This is a genomic window from Bacillus cereus group sp. MYBK195-1 (assembly GCF_051916605.1).
Classification (GTDB): domain Bacteria; phylum Bacillota; class Bacilli; order Bacillales; family Bacillaceae_G; genus Bacillus_A; species Bacillus_A cereus.
Genome location: NZ_JBQAGZ010000003.1, coordinates 343,174 through 367,665, shown reverse-complemented (window position 1 = coordinate 367,665; position 24,492 = coordinate 343,174). Strand labels below are relative to the sequence as shown.

Genomic DNA, 24,492 nt, shown 5'->3' with positions numbered 1-24,492 from the left:
TTTATGTAATATTTCTTTGTAAAATCGCAACACTATGTGAATAGATGGGTAGAAAAGGAGTAGTGACATGGATAATACAAAGGTGCGTGTTGAAAACGTAACAAAAGTATTCGGGAAACATCCGCAAAGGGCCCTTTCCTTATTAAAAGAAGGAAAAAGTAAATCGGAAATTTTAAAAGAGACAGGAATGAACGTTGGGGTGAAAAAAGCAACGTTTGAAGTTTACTCTGGAGAGATTTTCGTTATTATGGGTTTGTCTGGTAGCGGGAAATCTACGCTAGTTCGTATGTTAAATCAATTGATTAAACCAACTGCAGGTCATATATACATAGATGGTGAAGACATCGCAACGATGGGAAAAGAAGAGTTACGGAGAGTAAGAAGAACGAAAATGAGTATGGTATTTCAGAAATTCGCTCTATTTCCGCATCGTACAGTTATACAAAATGTTGCATATGGTTTAGAAATTCAAGGAGTTCCGGTTGAAGAGCGAGAGAAAAAAGCGTTAGAATCGCTACAGTTAGTAGGACTCGATCATCATAAAGATAATTACCCAAGTCAACTTAGTGGTGGTATGCAGCAGCGCGTTGGAATCGCAAGGGCACTAACGAATAATCCAGATGTATTACTAATGGACGAGTCATTCAGTGCATTAGATCCACTTATTCGAAAAGAAATGCAAGATGAATTGTTAGAGTTACAAGATAAAATGGAAAAAACGATTATATTTATTACGCATGATTTAGATGAAGCGCTTCGAATTGGAGATCGTATCGCATTAATGAAAGATGGAGAAATTGTCCAAATTGGAACACCAGAAGAAATTATGATGAGCCCCGCTAATGAATTTGTAGAAAAGTTTGTTGCGGACGTGAATTTAGGAAAAGTAATTACGGCTGAGTCTATTTTAAAACGACCAGAAACTTTATTAATTGATCGTGGACCTCGTGTAGCCCTTCAAATTATGAGGAATGCAGGTGTCTCAACTGTATATGTTGTAAACAAAAAGTATGAGTTTTTAGGTATATTAACTGCGGATGATGCGAGTAAAGCAGTACAAAAACAGTGGCCGATTGCTGATTTATTACTTAATGATATTCCGCATGTGTATTTGGATACTTTACTGGAAGAGACTTATGCAAAAATGGCGGAGATGAAATATCCGTTACCAGTAATCGATGAGAAGAAAAGGCTAAGAGGAATTATTAAACGTGAAAGTGTCATTCAAGCTCTTGCAGGAAACATTGAGGAAGAGGTGAAAGACGATGAATAGTATACCGCGTATTCCATTAGGGGAATGGGTCGACTCATTTGTTGCAAGTTTATATGAGCACTTTGAAGGCTTATTCCGAGGATTCTCTTATATTATTGGCGGATTTGTTGATTTACTCACTAATTTTTTAACAATAATATCTGCCATATTGATGATTATTATCTTATGTTTCCTCATTTGGTACACAACGAGGAAATTATCTTTAGTCATTTTTACGCTCATTGGATTATTATTTATTTTGAATATTAACTACTGGGCACAAACGATGCAAACATTGGCACTCGTACTTACGTCTGTTATTATTTCAATTATTGTCGGAATTCCAATTGGTATATTAGCATCTCAAAATGAACGTTTCTCAAAATTTTTAAAACCAACATTAGATTTTATGCAAACAATGCCTGCATTCGTATACCTTATTCCAGCGATTACATTTTTCGGAGTAGGTGTAGTACCTGGAATTATTGCATCAGTAATCTTTGCAATGCCACCGACAATTCGTTTTACTGACTTAGGAATTAGACAAGTTCCAGAAGATTTAATTGAAGCAGCGAATGCATTTGGATCCACAGCATCACAAAAACTATTTAAAGTACAATTACCACTTGCAACCGGAACGATTATGGCTGGTGTGAACCAAAGCATTATGCTTTCGTTATCGATGGTTGTAACAGCATCACTTGTAGGAGCTCCAGGACTTGGAGTTGATGTATATCGCTCTGTAACACAAGTTAATATCGGAATGGGATTTGAAGCTGGATTAGCTATCGTAGTAATCGCAATTATATTAGATCGAATTACACAAGGGTTCCATACGAAAAGAAAATAATGAATAAAAAACACACTTTTATAATACAAAGTGTGTTTTTTATTGCATCCAGATCACATACGAACGATAACAGAACTTCCAGCTGGTGCACAAACTTGTTTTTTTTGTTGTTCCATTGATTTAATTAATTGATTATTTTCCTCGATTAATGAGATTAATTTAGTTAATTGATTTTCAAGACTTGCAATACGCTGCATCATATATTGTGAATCATGATGCAATGTATTCCTTGCGGGATGAGGGGAATAAACATACTGTTGATTTATATTTGGATTCCAATGAGGATACATTTGAATCGTTCCTCCTTCAATAAATTACGAAGCTTTCTTATAGTAAATGCCTATGTATAATTAATAGTTACTTGAAAATTTTCCAATATAAAAGGAGTATGTACAGAAAATGGAAAATATTATATGTGAAGTTACAGGACATTTTTTGGAAATATTTAAGCGAGATAGTGCGTATATTAATACATTCAAGTAAATGTATGTTATTTAGGGAGAAATGGTGGGAGGAGATGTAATTTTGGCTAAAAATAAAAAAAGAAATGATGCTTTGGCAATAGGTGTCGGTATAGGGGTTGTAATTGGTGTATTTCAAGGGCACTTTACAAATAATTTAGTAATCGGAATTGTGATTGGGATTATAATTGGGATTGCGTTTTTGAAGAAGTAATGAGATGTAAATTCATTTCAAAAATTATTGTATCAAAAGAATGAAAATTCGGAATATGAAACCTGTTTTTCCTTTTATTGTGATATTATATATGAAAAGGAAGGTGATGGATATGTCAACAAACAATCAAATAGAACAAAACTGTTTCATTTGCAAAAAACATATAGGAAATATTATAGTTCCAGGTGGAGCTATTTACGAAGATGAACTCGTTTACGTTGGACATGTCCACCGGGATAGTGAAGAAACATACCTGGGTTATGTAATGATAGATATAAAAAGACATGTACCTGGCCTTGCTGAACTAACAGATGAAGAAGCGAAAGCGTTCGGACTTATAACAAGTAGAGTAAGTAAAGCGCTAAAAGAAAGCGAAGGTGCAGAGCATATTTACACTTTTGTTTCAGGAAATGGTGCACCACATATGCATATGCACATTATTCCGCGTTATCCGAATACACCAAAAGAGTTTTGGTCACCAACCGAGATAGCGAAATGGACTGGCGCACCATATGGTGACGAAGAGAAAATAAAAAAACTATGTGAAAGAATACGAAAGTATATGGTAAATGAGTATGCATACAAAAAATAATACACAATATTCATGGGTTGGAAATATAGAAATGTGTTTAGGAGAAATTTCAGTTAAACAATATGGTGATATTGTACTTGGTAAATATGGCGGGAATAAAAGTGCTGGAGCGAAAAAGAATGAAGATGGTGCATTAGTTTGGTCAAATGGTGAATGGGAATTTGCAGCTATTCTAGATGGACATAATAGTGCGGAAAGTGTTGAGTTAGTAGTAAATACAATCGAAAAAGAATATGAAAATATAAAAGTAATTTTGAATGAACCAATTAATTCAGTATTTCAGTCTGTTGAAAATCATATACTTACAATTTTTCAGTCATCTTCATTTAAGGAAAAGTGCAAAAAAATTAAAGGTGAAACAGCTTGCTTACTATGTGTAAGGAAAGAAAATTATATATGGTGGCTTTCTATCGGTGATTGTTTAGTGTATGTATTTCATGAAGAGTTACATAAGTTAGGACAATATGCATTAAATCAACGTCATTTTTACGAATGGATTGGAAATGTAAACACATTTGATTTACCTGTTCCTTGCTATTCATCAGGTATTCGTGAATTACGTACTGGAAAGAACCGAATTGTAATGGTGACAGATGGAGTATTAGAATGTGGGGAACGCCGATATGAAATACCTGTAAATTTGTATAATGCTATGAACAGAAATGATAAAACACTTAAAGAAAATATTCACAATGTTTTAGAACACGTGCATCATCAGTTGGGACGTGATAGTGCGACAATTATTAGTTGGGACGTAGAAAATAAAAGGAATGCTACGTATCCGAGTGATCAGCCGGAGAAAAGGTAAAGGAGGAAACATCACTGTTTTGGGTTAAAGGAATTTTATTAATAGTATGGATTATATCCTTAGTTGTTTTTGAAAAAGTAGTGAGGAAAAAACTAAATATACCGAAACAAACAGACTGGAATAGTAAATATGTAAACAACTTTCATAAATGGGGCACTAGGGCTCTTATTATTTCTTATATAATTTTTACGATGATATGTGCTACTTTAAATCCCGTTTATATTAGTAATTTACCCATTTTATTTTTAATAACTTTATACTGCTTTCAATCATTTATGGAGTGGAAATTTGATAAAGAATCGAGGGAATATGTCATTTCTTTAGGAACGGTTCCGCTATTAGTAATAACAGGAATTATTCTTAATTTTTTCTTTTATACCTATTGGATTTAATCATATATGGAATGAATGGGGAGACAAAATGAAAAATCCTAAATTACGTGCTGAAGCAATGATTTTAAATGAAGATCATTCTAAAGTACTTGTACAATGCGATGAAAATGGATCATTTTATCGTTTTCCAGGTGGCTCTATTGAATTTGGTGAAACGTCAAAAGAAGCAATAATTCGAGAGTTAATAGAAGAATACGATTTGAAAGTTGATGTTCAAGAGTTAGCAATTGTAAATGAACACATTTTTGAGTGGGACAACGAAAAAGGTCATCATTGTACATTGATACATTGGGGGACTGTTGAAAAAATCATTACAAATGAAATAAGGCATAAAGAGCATGAGGATATTATATTAATTTGGAAAAGTCTAGAGGAATTACAGGAGAAGCCGACATATCCTGAAGGCATCATAAGTTATTTAGAAGGGGATAACCGTAATATAGTCCAATTTATTTCAAGTAATTAAATGAAATAACTAATAAACAAGAAACCATTTACTACTAAATGGTTTCTTGTTTATTTAAGCATTAATTTTAGTTAATATAGATGTAATGAAATTAGTTTTATCCTCTGCATACTTATGTTTATCAGTAGGATTAGCTTGTGAAAGTTGAATCTTTAACTGTTCATACTGCATGCGTGCAGTTTTATTGTCTATTAAGTAATCACGAAATTGTAATTGTTCTATTAAATATGTATTCCCTTGTTCATACATATGAATTTGATGAGTTCTTGGTTCACCTTTATTAAAATAGTATCTTTCGGGTAATACTTCTTTTCTATATTTATAGTTTAGTAGTTTTAACTTTTTAATACAATGTATACCGTCCGTATAATTTTCTAATTCAATTGCTATATCAATAATTGGCTTTGCACTTAAATATGGAATAGAAGTACTACCAATATGGTGTATCGCTAAAATATGTTCGCCAATTTGTTCCTCAATGAGTTGTTTCTCTTTCATAAACTCAATTTCCCATTCTTCAGTCCACGGCACTAAAAACACTTTCCCATACGGTAAACCTAACATTTAATTAGCATCCCTTTCAAAATAGTTTTCAAAAAGTTTATTACATTTTCTTAAAGCTTCTCAAAACAAGGTGTTCCCACAATCTCCAAGGAAGAATCTTCTTCGCAAAGATCATAAATTTCACACCTTTACCGATTGGATATCGTAAATTTGTACGCTTAGATTCAGCAATTTCTACAATTTTATTAGCAACATCTATCGGATTACCAAATGTATCACTACCGCTATTAATATGTTTTTGTATTTTATCCATATACTCTTTGTAAGGAGATGTTGTATCAGATTGGTTTTCAGCTAGTTGTTTCCCAACCTCCCATATGTTTGTGTTATAAGAACCTGGTTCAATTAAAGCAACATCTATTCCGAAAGGTTTTACTTCTAAGCGAAGCGATTCACTCCAGCCTTCTAATGCATATTTTGAAGATACATAAGGAGATAAACCAGGGAATCCAACTTGGCCGCTAATGCTGCTTATATTAATGATTTTTCCACTTCTTTGTTTTCTCATATACGGTAAGACAAGCTGGGTAATTGATATAGCTCCAAATAGGTTCGTTTCAAATTGTTTACGGTATTCCTCTACTGGAATTTCTTCTACAAAGCCGCCATTTGCATATCCTGCATTATTAACAAGTAGGTCTACTTTTTGTATTTCTTTTAAAAATAATTGGAAGTTATGTATAGAGTTTTGATCGGTTACATCTAATTGTTGAATTTTTATGTTTTGTTGTAAGTTGAGTTGAGCGGCTTGAGATAGTAAGTTCACTTGTTTTTCAAGGTTCCGCATTGTAGCAATAACTAAATAATCTTTTTTTGCGAGTTCGAGTGTAGTTAATAGTCCAAATCCACTTGAGGCTCCTGTAATTATTGCGATTTTTTTATTCATTTTCCGCCAGCTTTCTTTTTCTTTTATCATAACGAGTTATGATAAGAAAATCTATTATTCTTACATTCAGTATGAAATCAATTTGTATGTAAAAAAGGGGATTATAGGGAATGAGCGTATATAGAGTAGTGTATATTAATATGATAATGAAATGAGGGAAGAAAAATGGTCCATGTGAAGGATGTATTAGCAGATCAATTGTTGGCGAATGCAAACGATCCCAGTTGGTATATTCCATTTTCAGATGCAGTGAAAGATCTATCTGAGAGAGAAGCTTTCTGGAAACCGAATGAAGAGAGTAATAGTATAGCTGAAATTGTACAACATTTACTGTATTGGAACTCAACGTGGCAAACTAGGTATAAAGAATCAAATGTGAATGCAGTACCCGCTATTGGAGATAATAACAAAAGTTTTATGCTTTCAGATAATCAAACTTTCGATGAATTACGGGAAAAACTATTAGAAAAACTGTTACAATGGCAAAATCTTATAAATGAAGAAAAGGTTGAAAGTGATGTAGTAGGATTTCCTGTTTCTGTAAAGTGGTGGGAAGTGTTAGCGAATGTAACAACTCATAATGCATATCATATTGGCCAAATTATTTACATCCGAAAATTACAGCAGAGCTTTGATAATGAATAAAATAATAGTTCTCAAATTAGGTGAACAAAAGTGGACAAAACGAGACAGATGTCTCATTTTGTCCACTTTTTTATTATGAAAGAAAAGAGAAAACCTATTAAATCAAGGATTAGAATTTGGCACGGTACTTGCAATATAAAAGATGATCAAGAAAATAGGAGGGCTGGATATGTTAAAAACAACTGAAAGTAAAGAGAATGAAATTACGAAAGAACAAGCTTGTTGGATGTACGAAAAAATGTTAGAGATTCGTAAGTTTGAAGATAAGGTGCATGAATTGTTCGCGCAAGGCGTTTTGCCAGGTTTCGTTCATTTATACGCAGGTGAAGAAGCGGTAGCAGTTGGTGTATGTGCCCACTTAACGGATAGTGACAGTATTACAAGTACACATAGAGGTCATGGACATTGTATCGCAAAAGGTTGTGATTTAAATGGTATGATGGCTGAACTTTTCGGGAAAGCGACAGGATTATGTAAAGGTAAAGGCGGTTCCATGCATATTGCGGATTTAGATAAAGGAATGCTTGGTGCTAATGGCATTGTAGGCGGGGGGGTCCCACTTGCTTGCGGTTCAGCATTGACAGCTAAATATAAAGGAACAAAAGATGTAAGTGTTTGTTTCTTCGGTGACGGAGCAAATAATGAAGGAACATTCCATGAAGGGGTTAATTTAGCGGCGATTTGGAAGTTACCAGTTATTTTTATTGCAGAAAATAACGGTTACGGTGAAGCAACTACATTTGAATATGCTTCAAGTTGTGATTCTATTGCGGATCGTGCAAAAGCTTATAATATTCCAGGCGTTCAAGTAGATGGAAAAGATCTTCTAGCTGTATATAAAGCTGCTGCAGAAGCAGTGGAACGTGCGCGTAATGGTGATGGTCCAACAATTATTGAATGTATGACATATCGTAATTACGGTCATTTTGAAGGTGAAGCGCAAACATATAAAACATCAGAAGAAAAAGAAGAACATTTAAATGAAAAAGATGCGATTGTGAATTTCCGTAAGCATTTAATTCATGAAGGTTTATTAACGGAATCTGAACTTGTTGATATGGAAAAAGCAGTAGATGATGCAGTACAAAGATCCATTGAATTTAGTGAAAATAGTCCATACCCAGACGATGAAGAATTATTAAAAGATGTATACGTTTCTTACAAATAAGAGGAGGGTGAAAAAATATGACTAGAACAGTAAGTATGTCAACTGCAATTAATGAAGCAATGAAAATCTCAATGCGTCGTGATGAAAATGTAATTTTAATAGGTGAAGACGTTGCAGGCGGTGCACAAGTTGATCATCTGCAAGATGATGAAGCTTGGGGTGGTGTTCTTGGTGTTACGAAAGGACTTGTACAAGAGTTTGGCCGAAATCGTATATTGGATACACCAATTTCTGAAGCGGGTTATATGGGAGCTGCGATGGCAGCTGCTGCAACTGGGTTACGTCCGATAGCTGAATTAATGTTTAATGATTTTATCGGTAGTTGTCTTGATCAAGTATTAAACCAAGGTGCAAAATTCCGCTATATGTTTGGTGGTAAAGCGAAAGTGCCAGTTACGGTACGTACGATGCACGGTGCAGGTTTTAGCGCAGCTGCACAACATTCACAAAGTTTGTATGCCTTATTTACGAGCATTCCAGGTATAAAAGTTGTCGTTCCTTCTACTCCATATGACGCAAAAGGCTTATTATTAGCGGCAATTGAAGATGACGACCCGGTAATCTTCTTTGAAGATAAAACACTTTACAATATGAAAGGTGAAGTGCCGGAAGGGTATTATACAATTTCTTTAGGAAAAGCAGATATTAAACGAGAAGGTTCTGATGTAACAATTGTCGCAATCGGAAAACAAGTTCATACAGCACTTGCAGCTGCAAAGCAATTATCGAAAAAGGGGCTTGAAGTAGAAGTAATTGATCCACGATCTTTATCACCGCTTGATGAAGATACTATTTTATCATCTGTTGAAAAAACAAATCGTCTTATCGTTATTGACGAAGCGAATCCAAGATGTAGTATCGCAACAGATATTGCGGCAATTGTAGCGGATAAAGGTTTTGATTTGTTAGATGCACCTATTAAACGAATTACAGCACCACATACACCTGTTCCGTTCTCACCACCACTTGAAAAGTTGTATTTGCCAACGCCAGAAAAAGTAATTGAAACTGTATCAGAAATGATTGGAGACCAATCTTTATTACATGTGTAATAAAACGATGAGAAGGGAGAGAGACACATGGCTGTAGAAGTTGTAATGCCGAAGTTAGGTATGGCGATGAAAGAAGGTATTATTACGAGCTGGAATATTAAAGCAGGCGATAATGTAGCAAAAGGAGAACTAATTGCTAGTATTAATTCAGAAAAAATTGAAACGGAAATTGAAGCGCCAGCTGATGGTACGGTACTTGATATAGCTGTAAGTGAAGATGAAGGAGTGCCGCCTGGTACTGTAATTTGCTACATCGGTAAACCAAATGAAAAAGTAGAAATGCAGGAAAGCACACATGTGGTAGAAGAAAAAACATCTAATATAGAAGTACAAAATCAAGAACCAAATGGGAAAGAAGTAGCGAAGCAAAGAATTAAAATTTCACCTGTAGCGAAGAAAATTGCAAAGTCTGAAAATCTGGATATCAAGGCATTAGTTGGTACAGGTCCTGGCGGAAGGATTACAAAGGCAGATGTATTAAAGGCGCTAGAAGAAAGAGTAGCAAATCCAGAAGTACCTGAACAAGAAGAAAGTACAGTCGTTCCTGTTACTGGTATGAGAAAAGCAATTGCGAGTCGTATGCATGCAAGCTTACAAAATAGTGCGCAATTAACGTTAACGATGAAAGTAGATGTTACAGATTTAGTTGCATTACATAAAGACATAGCGGAAGTTGTGCAAAAACGATACGAAAACAAACTAACCATTACGGATTTCGTTTCTCGTGCTGTTGTATTAGCACTTAGAGAGCATAAAGAAATGAACAGCGCTTATATAGATGATGCCATTCATCAATTTGAACCTGTGCATTTAGGCATGGCAGTCGCATTAGAAAAAGGATTAGTCGTTCCAGCTATTCGCTTTGCAAATAATTTATCTTTAGTAGAGTTGTCTAAAGAGATTAAGGATATGGCACAAAAGGCACGAGCAGGTAGCTTAAGTAGTGATGATATGCATGGAACGACATTTACAATTAGTAATTTAGGTAGCTTTGGTATTGAATATTTCACACCTGTATTAAATACACCTGAGACTGGTATTTTAGGTATTGGCGCAATTGAACATGTTCCTGTATATAAAGGGAAAAAAATTAAAAAAGGTAGTATGTTACCTTTAAGTTTAACATTCGATCATCGTGTACTAGACGGTGCACCAGCAGCAGCATTTTTACGCACAATTAAACATTATTTAGAAGAACCTATAACAATTCTTTTATAAAGAGGAGGTGAGAGAATGAGTAAACTAGTTGTAATTGGAGGCGGACCAGCTGGATATGTAGCGGCAATTACCGCGGCTCAAAATGGAAAAGAGGTCACTCTTATTGATGAAGCTGACCTTGGCGGAACGTGTTTAAATGTTGGGTGTATGCCGACGAAATCACTGTTAGAAAGTGCTGAAGTACATGACATTGTGAGAAAAGCGAATGATTATGGGGTTACGCTTAATACAGGAAGTATATCAATTGATTGGGATCAAATACAGGCGAGGAAATCACAAATCGTAATGCAACTCGTCCAAGGAATACAATATTTAATGAAGAAAAATAAAATTAAAGTTGTAAAAGGAAAAGCGAAATTCGAAACGGATCATCGTGTGCGAGTTGTACAAGGAAATAAAGAAGAAGTAGTTGATGGAGAGAGCTTTATTATCGCAGCTGGTTCCGAACCTACAGAATTACCATTCGCTCCGTTTGATGGAAAATGGATTTTAAATAGTAGCCATGCGATGTCTCTTAAGGGTGTACCATCTTCATTGTTAATCGTTGGCGGTGGTGTAATAGGATGTGAGTTTGCAAGTATTTATAGTCGCCTTGGGACAAAAGTTACGATTGTTGAAATGGCACCGCAATTATTACCAGGTGAAGATGAAGATATCGCACATATTTTAAGAGAGAAATTAGAAAGTGATGGCGTAGAAATATTTACAGGAGCTGCTTTAAAAGGATTAAATAATTATAAGAAGCAAGCTTCATTTGAATATGAAGGTAGTATCCAAGAAGCTAACCCGGAATATGTTCTCATTTCTGTCGGCCGAAAACCACGTGTACAACAATTAGATTTAGAAAAAGCAGGGGTTCAGTTTTCAAATAAAGGGATTGCTGTGAACGAACATATGCAAACGAACGTATCACATATTTACGCAGCTGGTGATGTGATCGGTGGAATTCAGCTTGCTCACGTTGCCTTCCATGAAGGAACGACAGCAGCATTACACGCAAGTGGAGAAGACGTGAAAGTAAATTATCACGCTGTGCCTCGATGTATATACACAGCTCCAGAAATAGCTAGTGTCGGGTTAAGTGAAAAAGGTGCAAGAGAACAATATGGTGATATTCTCATCGGAGAATTTCCTTTTACAGCGAACGGAAAAGCTCTTATTTTAGGAGAACAAGTAGGGAAAGTAAAAGTCATTGTGGAACCTAAATACCAAGAAATTGTAGGGATTTCTATTATCGGTCCTTATGCAACTGAACTTATTGGTCAAGGAACCGTAATGATTCATACAGAAGTTACCGCTGATATAATGAGAGATTATATTGCAGCACATCCAACTTTATCTGAGGCGATTCATGAAGCGTTAATGCAAGCAGTAGGACATGCTGTACATGCTTAAATAGAAATATGATAAACCACTATTCTCTAAATGAAAGAGAGAATAGTGGTTTGAATTTTTATAGAAGAAATTAAATGTCTTATTACTATTTAATTTCAATCGCTGAAGTAATATCGTTCCAATCAGCAGCTAAATTAGCAGTTTTACCGTACCAATCAGCATGTTTAAATAAAACGCCTTTTCCATATCCTTGTGTTGAAGTGTGCTCCCAAAGTGTCGTTGAATAACTTGCAGAAGGTGACGCTGTACTTACAGAAGAAATTCTGTCATTCCAGCTAGATGGTAAGTTTTTAAAGCCGCTACTCCAGTAAATATATTGGCCACCTTTATCTTTATGTTCATAAAAATCAGTACTACCAGCACCGCTACCTAAAGGATTAATTTTATTTTTAATTGCTTTTTTATCCTTTTCAATATACGCATCTAATGTTTCACGACTAGTAAAACCGTAAGCTAGCCAATCCCCATTTTCATTTTGCTCTGGTAATACCATAGTAATTTGGATATTTTTCTTATCCTGATCATTTAATTTTGCAAATGAATTAACATTTTGTTCATCCACTTTTAAATAATCAAATGACTTAATTGTGTTGCTTTTTTCTTCAGCACTTACCGCACCTAGTCCTCCAGTTAATGCAAAACCCGCTACTAATGTTCCTGCTACTAATTTCTTCAACATATAACCATCCCTTTTTGTTTGAATTTTTGTACAGGTGAATCTTGTACAGCTAAAATGTATTCTAATTTTATACTTTTGTAAATATTCTGAAGTTTTATAAATAATAGGCGGAATATTTACAGTTTTACATTTTTTCTTTAGAAAAAATAGTTATTGGAATGATATAATAAGTGGATATATTGTTTTTACTGGATGTAAAGATGTTTCAGGAGAGGTGTCATTGAAATATTTTACAAGAGATTGGTATAAAAAAATGCAAGTTTTAGAATTTGTAAGTTTTATAGAGTCTATAAAAGAATGGTCGGAAATGGATATAGAAAGTTTAAAGGAGGAAATGGAGAAAAGGAAAATCGATTTATTAAAGTTCCTTCCTGAATCGATATACTCAATTATACAAAACATCACAATTAATTCAGAATACCCATCAGGTGAACTGAAAAAACGTATGCAAAAGTGGACAGCAGATTATGAGAAAAGAGTGGCACAATTAGAGCAATTATACGTAGAATATTTTAATTCCATTGAGAAAAAACTTCCGTCAAATGTCGCTCAGTTACACAAGACATCACTACACGATAGTGTAATTAAAGTAGTAAAGAGAGAATCAGAAGATACTTTGTCTATCGTATTAGATTGCAGTGGTACTTTTAGTGAATTTGATAAACTTGAAGTAACCTTTATCCCGCATTAACGGGCAGTAAGACACCCACCTCAAAATGCAGCGAAAACAAAGAAGTTAGGTGGGGATCAACTGCCCGTAAAAGCCCGATTGGTTAGAGCTAATAATCAGTGGGGGATGAACAAAACCCCCGCTGATTAAAGTTTCACTTTATAGGAGTAACAAAGTGTTCTATGCCGGAAAACTTTGAAGATGCTTGGTGGTTATATCATGAAATAGCTCTTACTGAAGATGGTTTTGAACTAGGTGTTTTATTTGACTGTCCATTTAGAGAAGTGACGATTTGCGCGGCAGATGCATTACTTGTGAAGAAATAACTTTTTATGGAGCATTACAAACGTTTGACATAATAAAAAAATAAAGTTATTGTAGAGACATGAAGTCTACAATAGGGGCTGTACTATGAAATATTCTAAAGCTACAAATTATGCTCTTCATACAATACTTTTTCTGGCAAAGGCTACACCAAATAAGTTAGTTAGTGTTCACCAATTAGCAGAAATGCAAAATGTTTCACCAACGTACTTGTCTAAAATACTAACTAAGTTGACGAAGGAAGGGATGATACATTCATCATCTGGTCCAAAGGGCGGTTACTCGCTTAGTAAGAATTGGGAAGATATTTCATTTTTAGATATTATACATGCAATTGAAGGTAAAACATCATTGTTTGAATGTTGTTTACATGACAAACCTGGATGTTTAATTAATGAAGTAATGCTTGCAGCAGAAGAGAAAATGGAAGAAGAGTTACGAAATCAAAAAATCGTAGATCTTGCGAAAAAATAAAAGTGGATTTTTAATCTGCTTTTATTTTTAAATTAATTAAGGATAAAAAAACTCTTTGATATCTTTAATTGTAGTTAGAAAATGATATGAAGAAGGAGAGAAGATGATGACTAAATTTTGGAATGATCGATATAAATCAGATGAATATTTTTACGGGGAAGAACCTAATACATTTATTAAAGAACAAGCATTTCGTTTAGCAAATCACAATAAAATAATAGCTTTCGCGGAGGGAGAAGGTAGAAATGCTGTATTTCTAGCAAGACAAGGGAACGAAGTAACAGCTATTGATTATTCGGAAGATGGATTAGAGAAGACAAAAAAATTGGCAGAGAAGCATAATGTAAACGTGCATACAAAAAAAGTAGATTTATTAGCTGATAGTTTGCCAGAAAATGAATATGATGCAGCAATTATGGTATTTGGACATTTTCATGATGATTATAAAAAAATGATATTAGGTAAAATGATACAAACGATAAAGCCTGGTGGTTTAATTATGTTTGAGGTTTACTCAAAAAAACAAATAAACTATAGTACTGGTGGACCAAAAGATGTTGATATGCTGTATGATCCAATTGATATTCTTACTTGGTGTGAAGAACATAAGGTAATTCATTTCTTTAATGGAGAACAAGAGCGAGTTGAAGGGAAAGGGCACACTGGTTTAGCTGATGTTATTCAAGTTGTTATTAGAAAATGAATATAAGTGTTAATGAAAGGTAAATGTATGAATGTAAAAAGACCAGTCATGTAAGACTGGTCTTTCTATTTAGATACTAAATTATCAAGCTTCCAATATGTATCTGTTAACGGCGCAGCTTTGCTATCTATGTATAAATACATATTATTTAAATCTTTTGGTGAAGTTTTCAGTTCAAACACAACGTCAGTAGTTAAAGAGAATTCGTGTGGAACATTTTTATAGTGCTCGTCATCTATCGGATGAGCTTCACCTTCATATTTCTGACCAGTTTTTTCATCTTGTATGAAATATTTTATTTCCGAAAGATCAATAGTTTGTCCATCGTCCCGAACATTATTAATCATAACACGAGTAGTAAGGCGCCGCTCTTTGTCTATTTTTTCAAACTTTGCATTTTCAACTGTCGCTCTATAGTATTCGTTTTTAACTATTTCTCCATAGTGCATTGCATTCTTTTCGAGAGCGCTCTTTTCTTGTTTTGATGTAGTATTGCTATTACATCCTGTCAATATTCCAGTAAATAATAATGCTGTACATGTCGTTTTGATTAATGATTTCATAGTAATCCCTTTCTGTGTTAAAAAGTAAAACATAGGAATAATTTTACATCAATAGGAAGGTGAATGGAAGTATTTTTGCGTAATATACAGATATACATTTATTTGGTTGTCAAGTTAACAGGATAGAAAGAGGGAGAAGACTGTATAAAACGGAATAAATAAGAATTGAAAATATTGTAAAACAGAAGAGGCATGCATATAATTAAAATAAAGTTTAAGTTTCTGAATCTTCAATAACGGTGGTGATAACATGTTTACTGAAGAGCGTCGAGAGAAAATTTTAGAACTACTTAATACAGATGGAAGAGTAATCGCAAAGGATCTTGCGGAAAGATTTGATATGTCTATTGATTCTATAAGAAGAGATTTGTCTATTATGGAAAAGGATGGTTTATTAAAAAGAACGCACGGAGGTGCAATTGAACTTACGCGAGTGAGAAATTTAGCCGCGGAACCAGCTAAACGTTATAGTGATAGCTCAATATATGAGGACACAATTGCAAGAGTTGCGGTATCTTATATACAAGAAGGTGATTCAATTTTTATTGGCGGGGCTTCCACTCATAATGCGATGCTGAAATATTTACCGGAAGTATCATTTACGGTTATTACGAATTCTATAGAAATAGCTGGTTATCTACGAGAATATAAGAATATTGATACGTATTTAATTGGCGGAAAAGTAAAACCTTCAGGGAATATTACTGATACACTTGCCTCTGAATTGATAAGTAGATTTTCTATTGATCTTTATTTCTCTACAGGTGGAGGCATTTCATTACAAGGTATTAGTACTGCAACACCTGAAGTTGCTTATTTTAGTAAAAGAGTAAGTGAAATTGCTAGAAGAAATATTTGTTTAGCTCCGCATAATAAACTTGGAATAGATTGTTTTATAAGAGGAGAGTCTTTAAAAGAAATTGACATTATTATAACTGACGAACAGGCGAGTAAAGAAACTGTTCAGGACTTTGAGAAACAAGGTAAACAAGTTGTAATAGCGCCATTATATTGATTTGAAAGGAGTTTGACATGATTGTAAAAGAGCAAGAGTTTCATATAAATGGATTAACTTATACAATTCGTTCTGCACCTGAGAAAGATGCTGAGCAGTTATCGAAAATTAGAGTTCAGATTGATGGAGAAACTGAAAATATGGATAGAGATGCTGGAGAGGGATTTATAGATGACCTAGGGTTTCAAAAAATAATAAAAACAGATAGTGAAGAAACGAAGAATCTCTTTTTAGTTGCAGAAGTGCACAATCGAATCGTTGGATTTTCAAGGTGTGAAGGATCAAATTTAAAGAGATTATCTCATAAAGTGGAGTTTGGTGTTTGCATTTTAAAAGAGTTTTGGGGATATAAAATGGGTAAGAGCCTATTACAACAATCTATTAAATGGGCTGACGAAAATGCAGTAAATAAAATATCTTTACAAGTATTAGAGACAAACGAGAAAGCTATTCATCTTTATAAAAAAATAGGTTTTGAAGTAGAAGGCATTTTGAAAAATGACAAAAGACTATCGGATGGAAAGTATTATAATACGGTAGTGATGGGAAGATTTACTAATACTTTTCATAAAAGAGGGGAAGAGGTATGTTTTACAGAAGGAAGTACTATGTAGTGAAAAATGAATTCATAGAAGTATTTAATGATCATTTCAATAATACGAACTTACCTAATCAATTAAAGCATGGTTCTAGGCTAATAGGACGCTGGATGAAAGATAATAAGAATGGTACGTCTGAAGTATTTGCCATATGGGAATATGATAGTTATGAACAGTATAATGAAATAGAATCGAAAATTAGAAGTGACGAGAGGCATATTAGAAGAATACATGAATGGTATGAAAACCATGGCGGGAAAGAATATGTTTTACAGGAGTACATAGTAGAGATGAAAAATGAAGAGTTAGTATGTACTGTAAAATAATAGGAGTGAAGACTAATGCAGGTCAGAACGAAATTATATATTAGTTTATCAGCCGCTATTTTATTTGCAATAGCCGTGATTGTTTTCTTTATAAATGGTAATCCACAAAAGTGGTTTTGGTTATGTATTTTCTTTGCGGCCATTATACAAAATATAGTACTACTAAAAAAGAATAAAGAAGTGTATTAGGATATTCGAATTATTAATATATTTGTGTCGTCTTGCTAGTTGTATTGAAAACGCTTTTATTCAGTTTTATAATAAAAGTATGTTTTATAAATCTCCAAAACAATTAAAAGGGAGATGATACAATGTTAGCTTCACCGTTTTACTTACATACATGGAAAAAGTTTATTGATGAAGGAGTCCTTGATTCGAACCGTATAAACGAAAGAATTTCAGAATCATGGTACCGATGTAAACAAGCAAATGTGAATCCTCATATGAGTAAAGGTCAGAAAATTTTGTCTTCTAATTTTTTTCAAGAACAAAAGAAAAAGAGTGAAATTTTCCTTGATATAGCATTACCTCAAATACAAAATATGAGAAAAACCATTGATGAACTACAAATGATGGCATTATTAATCGATCCAGATGGTTATGTTCTATCGTTAAGTGGAAATAAACAAACGTTAAAGCGAGCGAAACATATTAATTTTATTGAAGGTGTAAAATGGACGGAAGCAGCTGTTGGCACAAATGCAATTGGAACAGCGCTAGAAATTGAAGAAGCTATTATGATAAGTGGTACTGAACATTACTCCGTGGTATCTCATAGCTGGAGTTGTGCGGCCGCTCCCATTCATAACGATGACGGGAAATTAATTGGTGTTCTAAATTTCTCATGTCCAATTGAATTTTCGCATCCATATATGCTCGGTATGGTAACTTCAATGGCACATGCAATAGAACGTGAATGTAGCATAAGAGTTCATCAAAATGAATTACACTTAATCCATCGTTTTTTAGATGTCATTGATAGTGATGAACAAGTAGTTATTTGTAATCATCGTGATGTTATCGTTTCTGCGAGTAAGAGCGTTCGTGAACGAATAAATAATTGGTCAAGAATGAAACTTGAAGAGTTAATGCACCATGGATTGGAAACTAAATTAGAGATACCAGTATATAGTAATGAAAGAATGATTGGGAAATGTATGTATTTAAAGGAAAATAAACAAATGAATACATATTCTGCTCTCACATTTATAAAAGGGATTACTTTTTCAGGAGTTACCGGGACAAGCAGAGCATTTCAACACACACTAGAAGAAATTAAGCTTGTTTCACCGACTGATGCTAGTGTGTATGTATGTGGTGAGACAGGAGTAGGAAAGGAATATGTTGCGAGAGCGATTCATGAAAATAGTCCAAGAAAAGACGGGCCCTTTATAGCTGTTAACTGCGGTTCTTTGCCTAAAGAATTAATGGAAAGTGAATTGTTCGGTTATGCTGAAGGTGCATTTACAGGTGCGCGACGTCAAGGATATAAAGGGAAATTTGAACAAGCAAACGGAGGAACATTATTTTTAGATGAAATTGGTGAAGTACCACCAGAGATGCAAGTAGCATTATTGCGTGTTTTACAAGAACGCACAATAACTCCAATTGGGAGTTCAAAATCGGTACCAGTAAATATTCGTATTATTACTGCCACACATAAAGATTTACTACGGTTAGTAGAAGAAGGGAAATTCCGTCAAGATTTATATTATCGTTTGCACGTTTATCCGTTATATGTTCCATCGTTAATAGAAAGAAAAGAGGATATCCCATATTTTATACAACACTTTTGCGAACGGAAGAATTGGAATGTTGTATTTCCAAAGGGTATATACAATCAATTTTTACAACATACATGGCCCGGAAATATTCGGGAACTAGTAAATGTATTAGAACGCATTTACATTTTGTCGCAAGGACGGGAAATATGCGAAAAACAAGTAGTTTTTTTGTTACAAACAATGAGGGGAAATCAACAACAACTTGAGTTACAAGTTGAAAATAAAACAGAACATACATTACATTTTCGCGAAAAAATACAGCGTGATAGCATGATTGAAGCATTACAAAAGACAAATGGAAATGTTTCGTTAGCTGCAAAACTATTAAATGTACCCCGTAGTACATTTTATAAGCGAATGCAAAAATATAAGTTATAAAGTAGATTTTTGTAATCTACTTTTTCTTTGTGGGCTCATGTTCTGTCGGAATGTGCGCTTACCGGGGAAATAATAGAATTGTTAGAAGGGAAATTTCCTAATGGAGGTTAGTGTGTGAAGTACATTGAAATTGGAATCGGGAATAGGTGGTTTGTTCGAACGGAAACTGAAAATAAAGATGGGACTGAATTTGAAGAACGAGGTATTATAAAACCTATTTATTTTGAGTCATTATACGTACGTATTTGGTTTCGGAAAACTTGTTTTATTTTTGATACGAAAGAGGGTTTTAAGAAAGATAAGAAGAGAAGGGTTGAATATAAATTTATTGTTGGAATTGTAAGTAGACTGAATAAAGAAAAAGTGGGCTAACATGCGTAGTTATATTGGACAGGAAATTCTTTTGACTTATATCAAATTCATGAAAAGCACATTTACTAAATATAAATTGTTAATAAAATCGCTAAGAAAACTTAGCGGTTTCTTTTTAAAAAGGGAGGGTTTGCGTATGAATAGGATCGTAACTGTTTTACTTGCAATTATTATAATGGGGTATTCCATTTATAGTTGGAATGATACTTCGGAACTGAGTATGCTAATTTTACAAACGCTTTTAGGGTTTATGTTAGTTAGCTTAGGCGTGCAAAATTTAAAAAATAACCGAAAAGAAAATAGAAGTATAGGAATTGCTTTACTACTCGTGGCTTTGTTTTTAATTGTTGTATCTTTAATAAAATATTTTATATGAATAAGTTTTTAAATTAATAAAAAATGATTATTTATTGAATCCCCCTCACAATAAAAAGTTGAAATTCTACTTGTATTTCACTATATAAAATATGGCATAATGATTTAGTTAAAATAGAAATGGATAGGGTATTTGAGAGGGGCAGTATAATGAGTTTTGCAATTGAAATAGTAATAAAAGCACCATTGGATGTTGTATGTGACTACATAATAGAAGATGAAAAAATAAAAGAATGGAATACGTTTATAATAGAAAATCGCTATCCTTCAAATATGGATAAAGAGAATCCACGTGTAGGAGATAAATATATTACTGTTCAAAAAGTCGGTAAGAAAATATTCGAGGCTGAAGTAGAAATCCTTGAATACGATGCACCGCATATTATTTCACTTGGTAGTGAAATGAAGCAAGGATATTCAGCAATGACTTATATGTTAGAAGAAGATGAGGAAGGTACAGCACTAACAGTAATTTCAGAATATGAACCTAGTAATTTTTATTATAAAATTATGTATAAGTTAACAGGCTGGATATCACGAGGTATAACTATGGAACAAATGGAGCGTCTAGCAGAATGTGTAGAAACTGCTTATAATAAAGAAAATTAATATTAAAGAAATATTAAGGGGAAAACGTTACTCAAAGGATTGAGTAACATTTTTATTATTTTAAGATTTTTCATTGGAAATCTTAAAAGCTCTTTTTTATATTTCTTTATCAATACAAAATCTCTTTGTTATCCAATAAGTAAGTTCAGAAGAGGTAAGGTTATGTTCTCTTTTCTTACCTTGGAAAATACGGTATATGTATGTCTCAATGGAAGGAAAAAAATGACCTGTTTTATTACCTTTTTCCCAGTCAATTATTTTAGTAAGAGTTTCCCACTTTACTTTTTCTTGATGAGCTTTAATAAGTTCATTTAAAAACTTTAAGCTAGTATGCTGTTTTGTAGCACCTAAAAATGATAGAAAACTATTTACTAGTTGTTCTTGAGACATTTTCTTGTCCTTTCTATATAGGAATTGTTATTGGTATTATTATACAATAGATGTCAGGAAATAAAGGTATTTACTAATGAAGTGGGGGAGAATTTTATGTCTATGTCGCTATATTATAAAAAAATCCGTGAGCAATTAGGACATGAACTAATATTCATGCCAAGTGTAGCTGCTGTTATAAAAAATGGGCAGGGAGATATTTTGTTTCAATATCCTGGCGGGGAATACTGGAGTTTGCCAGCTGGAGCAATTGAACTTGGGGAAACTCCAGAAGAAGCAGTAATTCGGGAAGTTTGGGAAGAAACAGGATTGGAAGTACAAGTAAAAAAACAAAAAGGAGTATTTGGAGGAGAAAAGTACCGCCATATATATCCGAATGGTGATGAAGTAGAATATATTGTTGTTGTGTTTGAGTGTGAAGTTACTAGTGGCGAGTTAAGATCGATAGATGACGAATCGTTAAAACTAAAATATTTCCCTTTATCTGAAAAGCCCCTTTTAGCATTGCCATACCCAGATAAAATATTTTTATAAATGTAAAATAGCACACCGTATTTATTACAGGTGTGCTATTTATATAACCCCGTCGTATACATTTCCGTCAATGTATGTATTATCTCTTCTAACTCTAATTTTTTATCATTTTTCACAATCGTCCAAAGAAACATCTCATTCATTGCGAACCAAGCACGTGCTACAATTTCTTTATTTAATTCAGGCTGTGCTAATCCACTTTCTTGAGAGTATGTAATATCCTGCGTAATATTGTTTATGAAGCGTTCCCGTATCTCGTCCCAGTTTTGACGTATCTCTTTTGATAATCCGATTGCTTCTTCTACAACTTGTAAAATAGCTCGTTCTTTCTTTGCTAGTTGTAGAAATGCTCTAACTTGATTTTGAATCATTTTATGTGCTTCTTCCTTCGTTTGAGGCAAAAAGGAGCGCTTGGTAATATCATAAAATTGATTCATAACATCTTCCATTAAAACGATAAGGAGATTATCTTTGTTTTTAAAGTATACATATGCTGTACCATATCCGGTTTCTGCATGTTTAATAATTTGTGTAATTGTCGTTTTTTGAAATCCGTTACGTATAAAAATAGTGTAACCAGAGTGTAATAGTTTCTTCTTGGTTTCTAAGGAGCGGTGTTTTCTTGATGAAAGGGTACTGTTTTTCAAAGAATCACCTCTTTATACTGAAATATCTGAAAATATAACTGTATTGTAAAAGAAATTCATATATAAAGTCAACTGACATAATATCATTGACGTCGTATCAATTGAGGTGATATATTTCAATTAGTTAGAATAAAAAGAAAATTAAAAGAAGGTGACACCATGTATAAAGAACCATTTCAACCGAATTATGAATATGCGCTTGAATGTGATAAACATGATGAACTGAAAGATTTTCAAACTGAATTCTATAAAAAAGAAGGAACGATATATTTAGATGGAAACTCATTAGGACTACTTTCAAAAAGAGCAGAGAAATCGTTACTTACTTTGCTAGATTCATGGAAAGAGTATGGCATTGACGGCTGGACAGAGGGTGAGCATCCGTGGTTTTTCCTCTCGGAGAAATTAGGTGAGTTGACTGCACCTCTTATTGGAGCTTTACCAGAAGAAACTATTGTAACCGGTTCCACGACGACAAATATACACCAAGTGATTGCCACATTTTATGAGCCGAAAGGAATACGTACAAAAATTCTTGCGGATGAATTAACATTCCCGTCAGATATATATGCACTTCAAAGTCAAATTCGTTTAAAAGGATTAGATCCAGATGAACATTTAGTAAGAGTGAAAAGCAGAGATGGTAGAACACTTTCTGAAGAAGATATTATCCATGCGATGGAAGATGATATCGCTTTAATTTTATTACCTTCTGTTTTATATAGAAGTGGTCAAATTCTTGATATGAAACGTTTAACAACGGAAGCTCATAAACGCGGTATTCATATTGGATTTGATTTATGCCATTCAATAGGATCTATTCCGCATTTTTTCAAAGAATGGGATGTTGATTTCGCTATTTGGTGTAATTATAAATATTTAAATGCAGGACCTGGTGGCGTTGCAGGAATTTATGTAAATAGTAAACATTTTAATAGACTGCCAGGGTTGTCTGGATGGTTTAGTTCTAGAAAAGATAAGCAGTTTGATATGGAGCATACATTAACAGCTGCCGATCATGCAGGTGCTTATCAAATTGGTACACCGCACGTATTAAGTACAGCACCTTTAATTGGTTCTCTTGAAATGTTTAAAGATGCTGGTATTGAACGTTTACGCGAAAAATCTTTACATATTACAAGATATATGCTGAATTTAATTGATCACGAATTAAAAGATTTCGGATTTACAATTGGAAATCCATTAGAGGATGAAAAACGTGGCGGGCACATATATTTAGAACATGCAGAAGCAGCACGTATTTGTAAAGCGCTAAAAGCAAATGGAGTTATCCCTGATTTCCGAGCACCTAATGGAGTAAGACTGGCGCCGGTCGCTTTATATAACACATATGAAGAAGTGTGGAAATCTGTACAAATATTAAAGAAAATTATGAAAGAAGAAGAGTATAAACAGTTTGAAAATAAGCGAGAGGTTGTGGCATAAGCATGAAAACATCAGAGTGGATTGATATTTCACAACCGCTAAATAATGATATTGCAACGTGGCCAGGAGACACACCGTTCTCATATGAAGTTTCATGGTCAAAAGAAGAAAGTGGCTCGGTAAATGTAGGAAAGTTAACGATGAGTATTCATACAGGTACTCATATTGATGCACCATTTCATTTTGATAATGATGGAAAGAAAGTATTAGATTTAGATGTTCAAGTTTATGTTGGCCCAGCACGGATTATTGACGTTTCTAATCTTGAAAGCATCGGAAAAAAAGAACTAGAAAGTTTTCACTTAGAAGGTGTAGAACGATTATTATTACGTACATCTTCACATGGGAAAGCTGAAGAATTTCCAGTTGTGATCCCTCATTTACGTGCTGATATAGCGCCGTTTCTTTCAGAAAAAGGAATACGTTTAATTGGAGTAGATGTACCATCAGTTGATCCATTAGATGATAAAGAATTAGCAGCGCATCATCAATTATTTAAACATGGAATTCATATTTTAGAAAATGTCGTACTAGATCATGTAGCAGACGGTGATTATGAATTGATTGCATTACCACTTGCATTAACTGATGCGGATGGAAGTCCAGTTCGAGCCGTTATTAGACCAATATAAGTAGAATCA

General features: G+C 33.9%; 31 protein-coding genes and 3 pseudogenes. 27 read left to right on the top strand and 7 right to left on the bottom strand.

The annotated features are described in order from the left end of the window. Window positions 1-67: 67 nt before the first annotated feature. Window positions 68-1,273, top strand: coding sequence for a quaternary amine ABC transporter ATP-binding protein (locus ACTFRY_RS17655; RefSeq protein WP_000370606.1), 1,206 nt, complete (start codon window positions 68-70; stop codon window positions 1,271-1,273). Next, window positions 1,266-2,102, top strand: a complete 837-nt coding sequence (locus ACTFRY_RS17650; protein WP_098616641.1) for an ABC transporter permease — start codon at window positions 1,266-1,268, stop codon at window positions 2,100-2,102. Before ACTFRY_RS17655 ends, ACTFRY_RS17650 begins: the two co-directional genes overlap by 8 nt. Before the next feature lie 53 nt (window positions 2,103-2,155). Here ACTFRY_RS17650 and ACTFRY_RS17645 read toward each other — a convergent pair whose 3' ends face one another. Next, window positions 2,156-2,392: a hypothetical protein gene (locus tag ACTFRY_RS17645; RefSeq protein WP_141541468.1), complete on the bottom strand. Its 237-nt coding sequence runs from the start codon at window positions 2,390-2,392 to the stop codon at window positions 2,156-2,158. A gap of 217 nt (window positions 2,393-2,609) precedes the next feature. Here ACTFRY_RS17645 and ACTFRY_RS17640 point away from each other — a divergent pair, with 217 nt between their 5' ends. The 5 genes from ACTFRY_RS17640 (at window position 2,610) to ACTFRY_RS17620 (ending at window position 5,035) form a co-directional block, all read left to right on the top strand. Then, window positions 2,610-2,777, top strand: a complete 168-nt coding sequence (locus ACTFRY_RS17640) for a hypothetical protein (RefSeq protein ID WP_000508470.1) — start codon at window positions 2,610-2,612, stop codon at window positions 2,775-2,777. Between the two features lie 91 nt (window positions 2,778-2,868). After that, the gene (locus ACTFRY_RS17635; RefSeq protein WP_137026416.1) at window positions 2,869-3,369 is read left to right on the top strand and encodes an HIT family protein; all 501 of its coding nucleotides are present in this window, start codon (window positions 2,869-2,871) and stop codon (window positions 3,367-3,369) included. After that, window positions 3,353-4,177, top strand: coding sequence for a PP2C family serine/threonine-protein phosphatase (locus ACTFRY_RS17630; protein ID WP_052660139.1), 825 nt, complete (start codon window positions 3,353-3,355; stop codon window positions 4,175-4,177). The genes ACTFRY_RS17635 and ACTFRY_RS17630 overlap by 17 nt, the downstream gene beginning before the upstream one ends. A 53-nt stretch (window positions 4,178-4,230) precedes the next feature. Then, a complete protein-coding gene (locus ACTFRY_RS17625; protein ID WP_074628857.1) occupies window positions 4,231-4,569 on the top strand; it encodes a DUF4181 domain-containing protein in 339 nt (112 codons plus the stop codon). 28 nt (window positions 4,570-4,597) lie between these two features. Next, window positions 4,598-5,035, top strand: a complete 438-nt coding sequence (locus tag ACTFRY_RS17620) for an NUDIX domain-containing protein (protein WP_000795352.1) — start codon at window positions 4,598-4,600, stop codon at window positions 5,033-5,035. A gap of 54 nt (window positions 5,036-5,089) precedes the next feature. Here ACTFRY_RS17620 and ACTFRY_RS17615 read toward each other — a convergent pair whose 3' ends face one another. Then, window positions 5,090-5,599 (bottom strand): GrpB family protein, encoded by a 510-nt coding sequence (locus ACTFRY_RS17615; protein ID WP_000901215.1) that lies wholly within the window; start codon window positions 5,597-5,599, stop codon window positions 5,090-5,092. Between the two features lie 40 nt (window positions 5,600-5,639). Further along, window positions 5,640-6,485, bottom strand: a complete 846-nt coding sequence (locus ACTFRY_RS17610) for an oxidoreductase (protein WP_001034801.1) — start codon at window positions 6,483-6,485, stop codon at window positions 5,640-5,642. Between the two features lie 165 nt (window positions 6,486-6,650). Between ACTFRY_RS17610 and ACTFRY_RS17605 the strand changes: the two genes are divergently transcribed. From ACTFRY_RS17605 to lpdA, 5 genes are all read left to right on the top strand, one after another. Continuing rightward, window positions 6,651-7,130 carry a DinB family protein gene (locus tag ACTFRY_RS17605; protein WP_000233783.1) on the top strand — a complete coding sequence of 160 codons (480 nt, stop codon included), beginning with the start codon at window positions 6,651-6,653 and terminating at the stop codon, window positions 7,128-7,130. A gap of 169 nt (window positions 7,131-7,299) precedes the next feature. Next, the gene (gene acoA, locus ACTFRY_RS17600) at window positions 7,300-8,298 is read left to right on the top strand and encodes an acetoin:2,6-dichlorophenolindophenol oxidoreductase subunit alpha (RefSeq protein ID WP_098616640.1); all 999 of its coding nucleotides are present in this window, start codon (window positions 7,300-7,302) and stop codon (window positions 8,296-8,298) included. Window positions 8,299-8,315: 17 nt separating this feature from the next. Continuing rightward, window positions 8,316-9,350 carry an acetoin:2,6-dichlorophenolindophenol oxidoreductase subunit beta gene (acoB, locus tag ACTFRY_RS17595; RefSeq protein ID WP_000198907.1) on the top strand — a complete coding sequence of 345 codons (1,035 nt, stop codon included), beginning with the start codon at window positions 8,316-8,318 and terminating at the stop codon, window positions 9,348-9,350. A 27-nt stretch (window positions 9,351-9,377) separates the two neighbouring features. Further along, complete coding sequence (locus ACTFRY_RS17590) at window positions 9,378-10,568, top strand: dihydrolipoamide acetyltransferase family protein (RefSeq protein WP_000257769.1); 1,191 nt, start codon at window positions 9,378-9,380, stop codon at window positions 10,566-10,568. Between the two features lie 15 nt (window positions 10,569-10,583). Beyond that, window positions 10,584-11,963, top strand: coding sequence for a dihydrolipoyl dehydrogenase (gene lpdA / locus ACTFRY_RS17585; RefSeq protein ID WP_098616639.1), 1,380 nt, complete (start codon window positions 10,584-10,586; stop codon window positions 11,961-11,963). 85 nt (window positions 11,964-12,048) lie between these two features. Here the strand turns inward: lpdA and ACTFRY_RS17580 are convergent, their stop codons facing one another. Beyond that, entirely contained in the window at window positions 12,049-12,642 is a 594-nt protein-coding gene (locus ACTFRY_RS17580) for a hypothetical protein (RefSeq protein ID WP_000914430.1), read from the bottom strand. Between the two features lie 220 nt (window positions 12,643-12,862). On the opposite strand from ACTFRY_RS17580, the pseudogene ACTFRY_RS17575 reads away from it, so the two are divergent. From ACTFRY_RS17575 to ACTFRY_RS17560, 4 genes and pseudogenes are all read left to right on the top strand, one after another. Further along, window positions 12,863-13,318, top strand: a pseudogene (locus ACTFRY_RS17575) (DUF4085 family protein); the annotation flags it as partial. Window positions 13,319-13,470: 152 nt separating this feature from the next. Then, a pseudogene (locus tag ACTFRY_RS17570) lies at window positions 13,471-13,638 on the top strand (DUF4085 family protein); the annotation flags it as partial. Between the two features lie 85 nt (window positions 13,639-13,723). Continuing rightward, window positions 13,724-14,110 (top strand): Rrf2 family transcriptional regulator, encoded by a 387-nt coding sequence (locus ACTFRY_RS17565; protein WP_044797645.1) that lies wholly within the window; start codon window positions 13,724-13,726, stop codon window positions 14,108-14,110. 103 nt (window positions 14,111-14,213) lie between these two features. Further along, window positions 14,214-14,813 carry a class I SAM-dependent methyltransferase gene (locus ACTFRY_RS17560; protein ID WP_044797646.1) on the top strand — a complete coding sequence of 200 codons (600 nt, stop codon included), beginning with the start codon at window positions 14,214-14,216 and terminating at the stop codon, window positions 14,811-14,813. 65 nt (window positions 14,814-14,878) lie between these two features. On the opposite strand, the gene ACTFRY_RS17555 is transcribed toward ACTFRY_RS17560, so the two are convergent. After that, window positions 14,879-15,376: a hypothetical protein gene (locus ACTFRY_RS17555; RefSeq protein ID WP_000838469.1), complete on the bottom strand. Its 498-nt coding sequence runs from the start codon at window positions 15,374-15,376 to the stop codon at window positions 14,879-14,881. Between the two features lie 250 nt (window positions 15,377-15,626). Here ACTFRY_RS17555 and ACTFRY_RS17550 point away from each other — a divergent pair, with 250 nt between their 5' ends. The 8 genes from ACTFRY_RS17550 (at window position 15,627) to ACTFRY_RS17515 (ending at window position 20,834) form a co-directional block, all read left to right on the top strand. Continuing rightward, window positions 15,627-16,391, top strand: coding sequence for a DeoR/GlpR family DNA-binding transcription regulator (locus ACTFRY_RS17550; protein WP_000493640.1), 765 nt, complete (start codon window positions 15,627-15,629; stop codon window positions 16,389-16,391). A gap of 17 nt (window positions 16,392-16,408) precedes the next feature. Further along, window positions 16,409-17,005 (top strand): GNAT family N-acetyltransferase, encoded by a 597-nt coding sequence (locus tag ACTFRY_RS17545; protein WP_098616638.1) that lies wholly within the window; start codon window positions 16,409-16,411, stop codon window positions 17,003-17,005. Then, window positions 16,978-17,316 (top strand): NIPSNAP family protein, encoded by a 339-nt coding sequence (locus ACTFRY_RS17540; protein ID WP_044797650.1) that lies wholly within the window; start codon window positions 16,978-16,980, stop codon window positions 17,314-17,316. The genes ACTFRY_RS17545 and ACTFRY_RS17540 overlap by 28 nt, the downstream gene beginning before the upstream one ends. A 15-nt stretch (window positions 17,317-17,331) precedes the next feature. After that, on the top strand, window positions 17,332-17,505 hold the full coding sequence (locus ACTFRY_RS17535) for a hypothetical protein (RefSeq protein ID WP_044797651.1): 174 nt from the start codon (window positions 17,332-17,334) through the stop codon (window positions 17,503-17,505). A 122-nt stretch (window positions 17,506-17,627) separates the two neighbouring features. Continuing rightward, window positions 17,628-19,478 (top strand): sigma-54-dependent Fis family transcriptional regulator, encoded by a 1,851-nt coding sequence (locus ACTFRY_RS17530; RefSeq protein ID WP_044797652.1) that lies wholly within the window; start codon window positions 17,628-17,630, stop codon window positions 19,476-19,478. A gap of 114 nt (window positions 19,479-19,592) precedes the next feature. Next, a complete protein-coding gene (locus tag ACTFRY_RS17525) occupies window positions 19,593-19,850 on the top strand; it encodes a DUF3977 family protein (protein WP_000873842.1) in 258 nt (85 codons plus the stop codon). Between the two features lie 136 nt (window positions 19,851-19,986). Next, the gene (locus ACTFRY_RS17520) at window positions 19,987-20,226 is read left to right on the top strand and encodes a DUF3953 domain-containing protein (RefSeq protein ID WP_001080076.1); all 240 of its coding nucleotides are present in this window, start codon (window positions 19,987-19,989) and stop codon (window positions 20,224-20,226) included. Window positions 20,227-20,375: 149 nt separating this feature from the next. Continuing rightward, on the top strand, window positions 20,376-20,834 hold the full coding sequence (locus tag ACTFRY_RS17515; RefSeq protein ID WP_000006409.1) for an SRPBCC family protein: 459 nt from the start codon (window positions 20,376-20,378) through the stop codon (window positions 20,832-20,834). 99 nt (window positions 20,835-20,933) lie between these two features. On the opposite strand, the pseudogene ACTFRY_RS17510 reads toward ACTFRY_RS17515, so the two are convergent. Continuing rightward, window positions 20,934-21,224: pseudogene (locus ACTFRY_RS17510) on the bottom strand (hypothetical protein); the annotation flags it as partial. Window positions 21,225-21,320: 96 nt separating this feature from the next. On the opposite strand from ACTFRY_RS17510, the gene ACTFRY_RS17505 reads away from it, so the two are divergent. Continuing rightward, a complete protein-coding gene (locus ACTFRY_RS17505) occupies window positions 21,321-21,758 on the top strand; it encodes an NUDIX domain-containing protein (protein WP_000062930.1) in 438 nt (145 codons plus the stop codon). A gap of 35 nt (window positions 21,759-21,793) precedes the next feature. Here ACTFRY_RS17505 and ACTFRY_RS17500 read toward each other — a convergent pair whose 3' ends face one another. Then, a complete protein-coding gene (locus tag ACTFRY_RS17500; RefSeq protein WP_000798556.1) occupies window positions 21,794-22,405 on the bottom strand; it encodes a TetR/AcrR family transcriptional regulator in 612 nt (203 codons plus the stop codon). Between the two features lie 159 nt (window positions 22,406-22,564). Here ACTFRY_RS17500 and kynU point away from each other — a divergent pair, with 159 nt between their 5' ends. Both kynU and kynB read left to right on the top strand, forming a co-directional pair. Further along, window positions 22,565-23,851 (top strand): kynureninase, encoded by a 1,287-nt coding sequence (kynU, locus tag ACTFRY_RS17495; protein WP_044797654.1) that lies wholly within the window; start codon window positions 22,565-22,567, stop codon window positions 23,849-23,851. 2 nt (window positions 23,852-23,853) lie between these two features. Then, entirely contained in the window at window positions 23,854-24,483 is a 630-nt protein-coding gene (gene kynB, locus ACTFRY_RS17490) for an arylformamidase (RefSeq protein WP_000858062.1), read from the top strand. The last annotated feature ends 9 nt before the right edge of the window (window positions 24,484-24,492 follow it).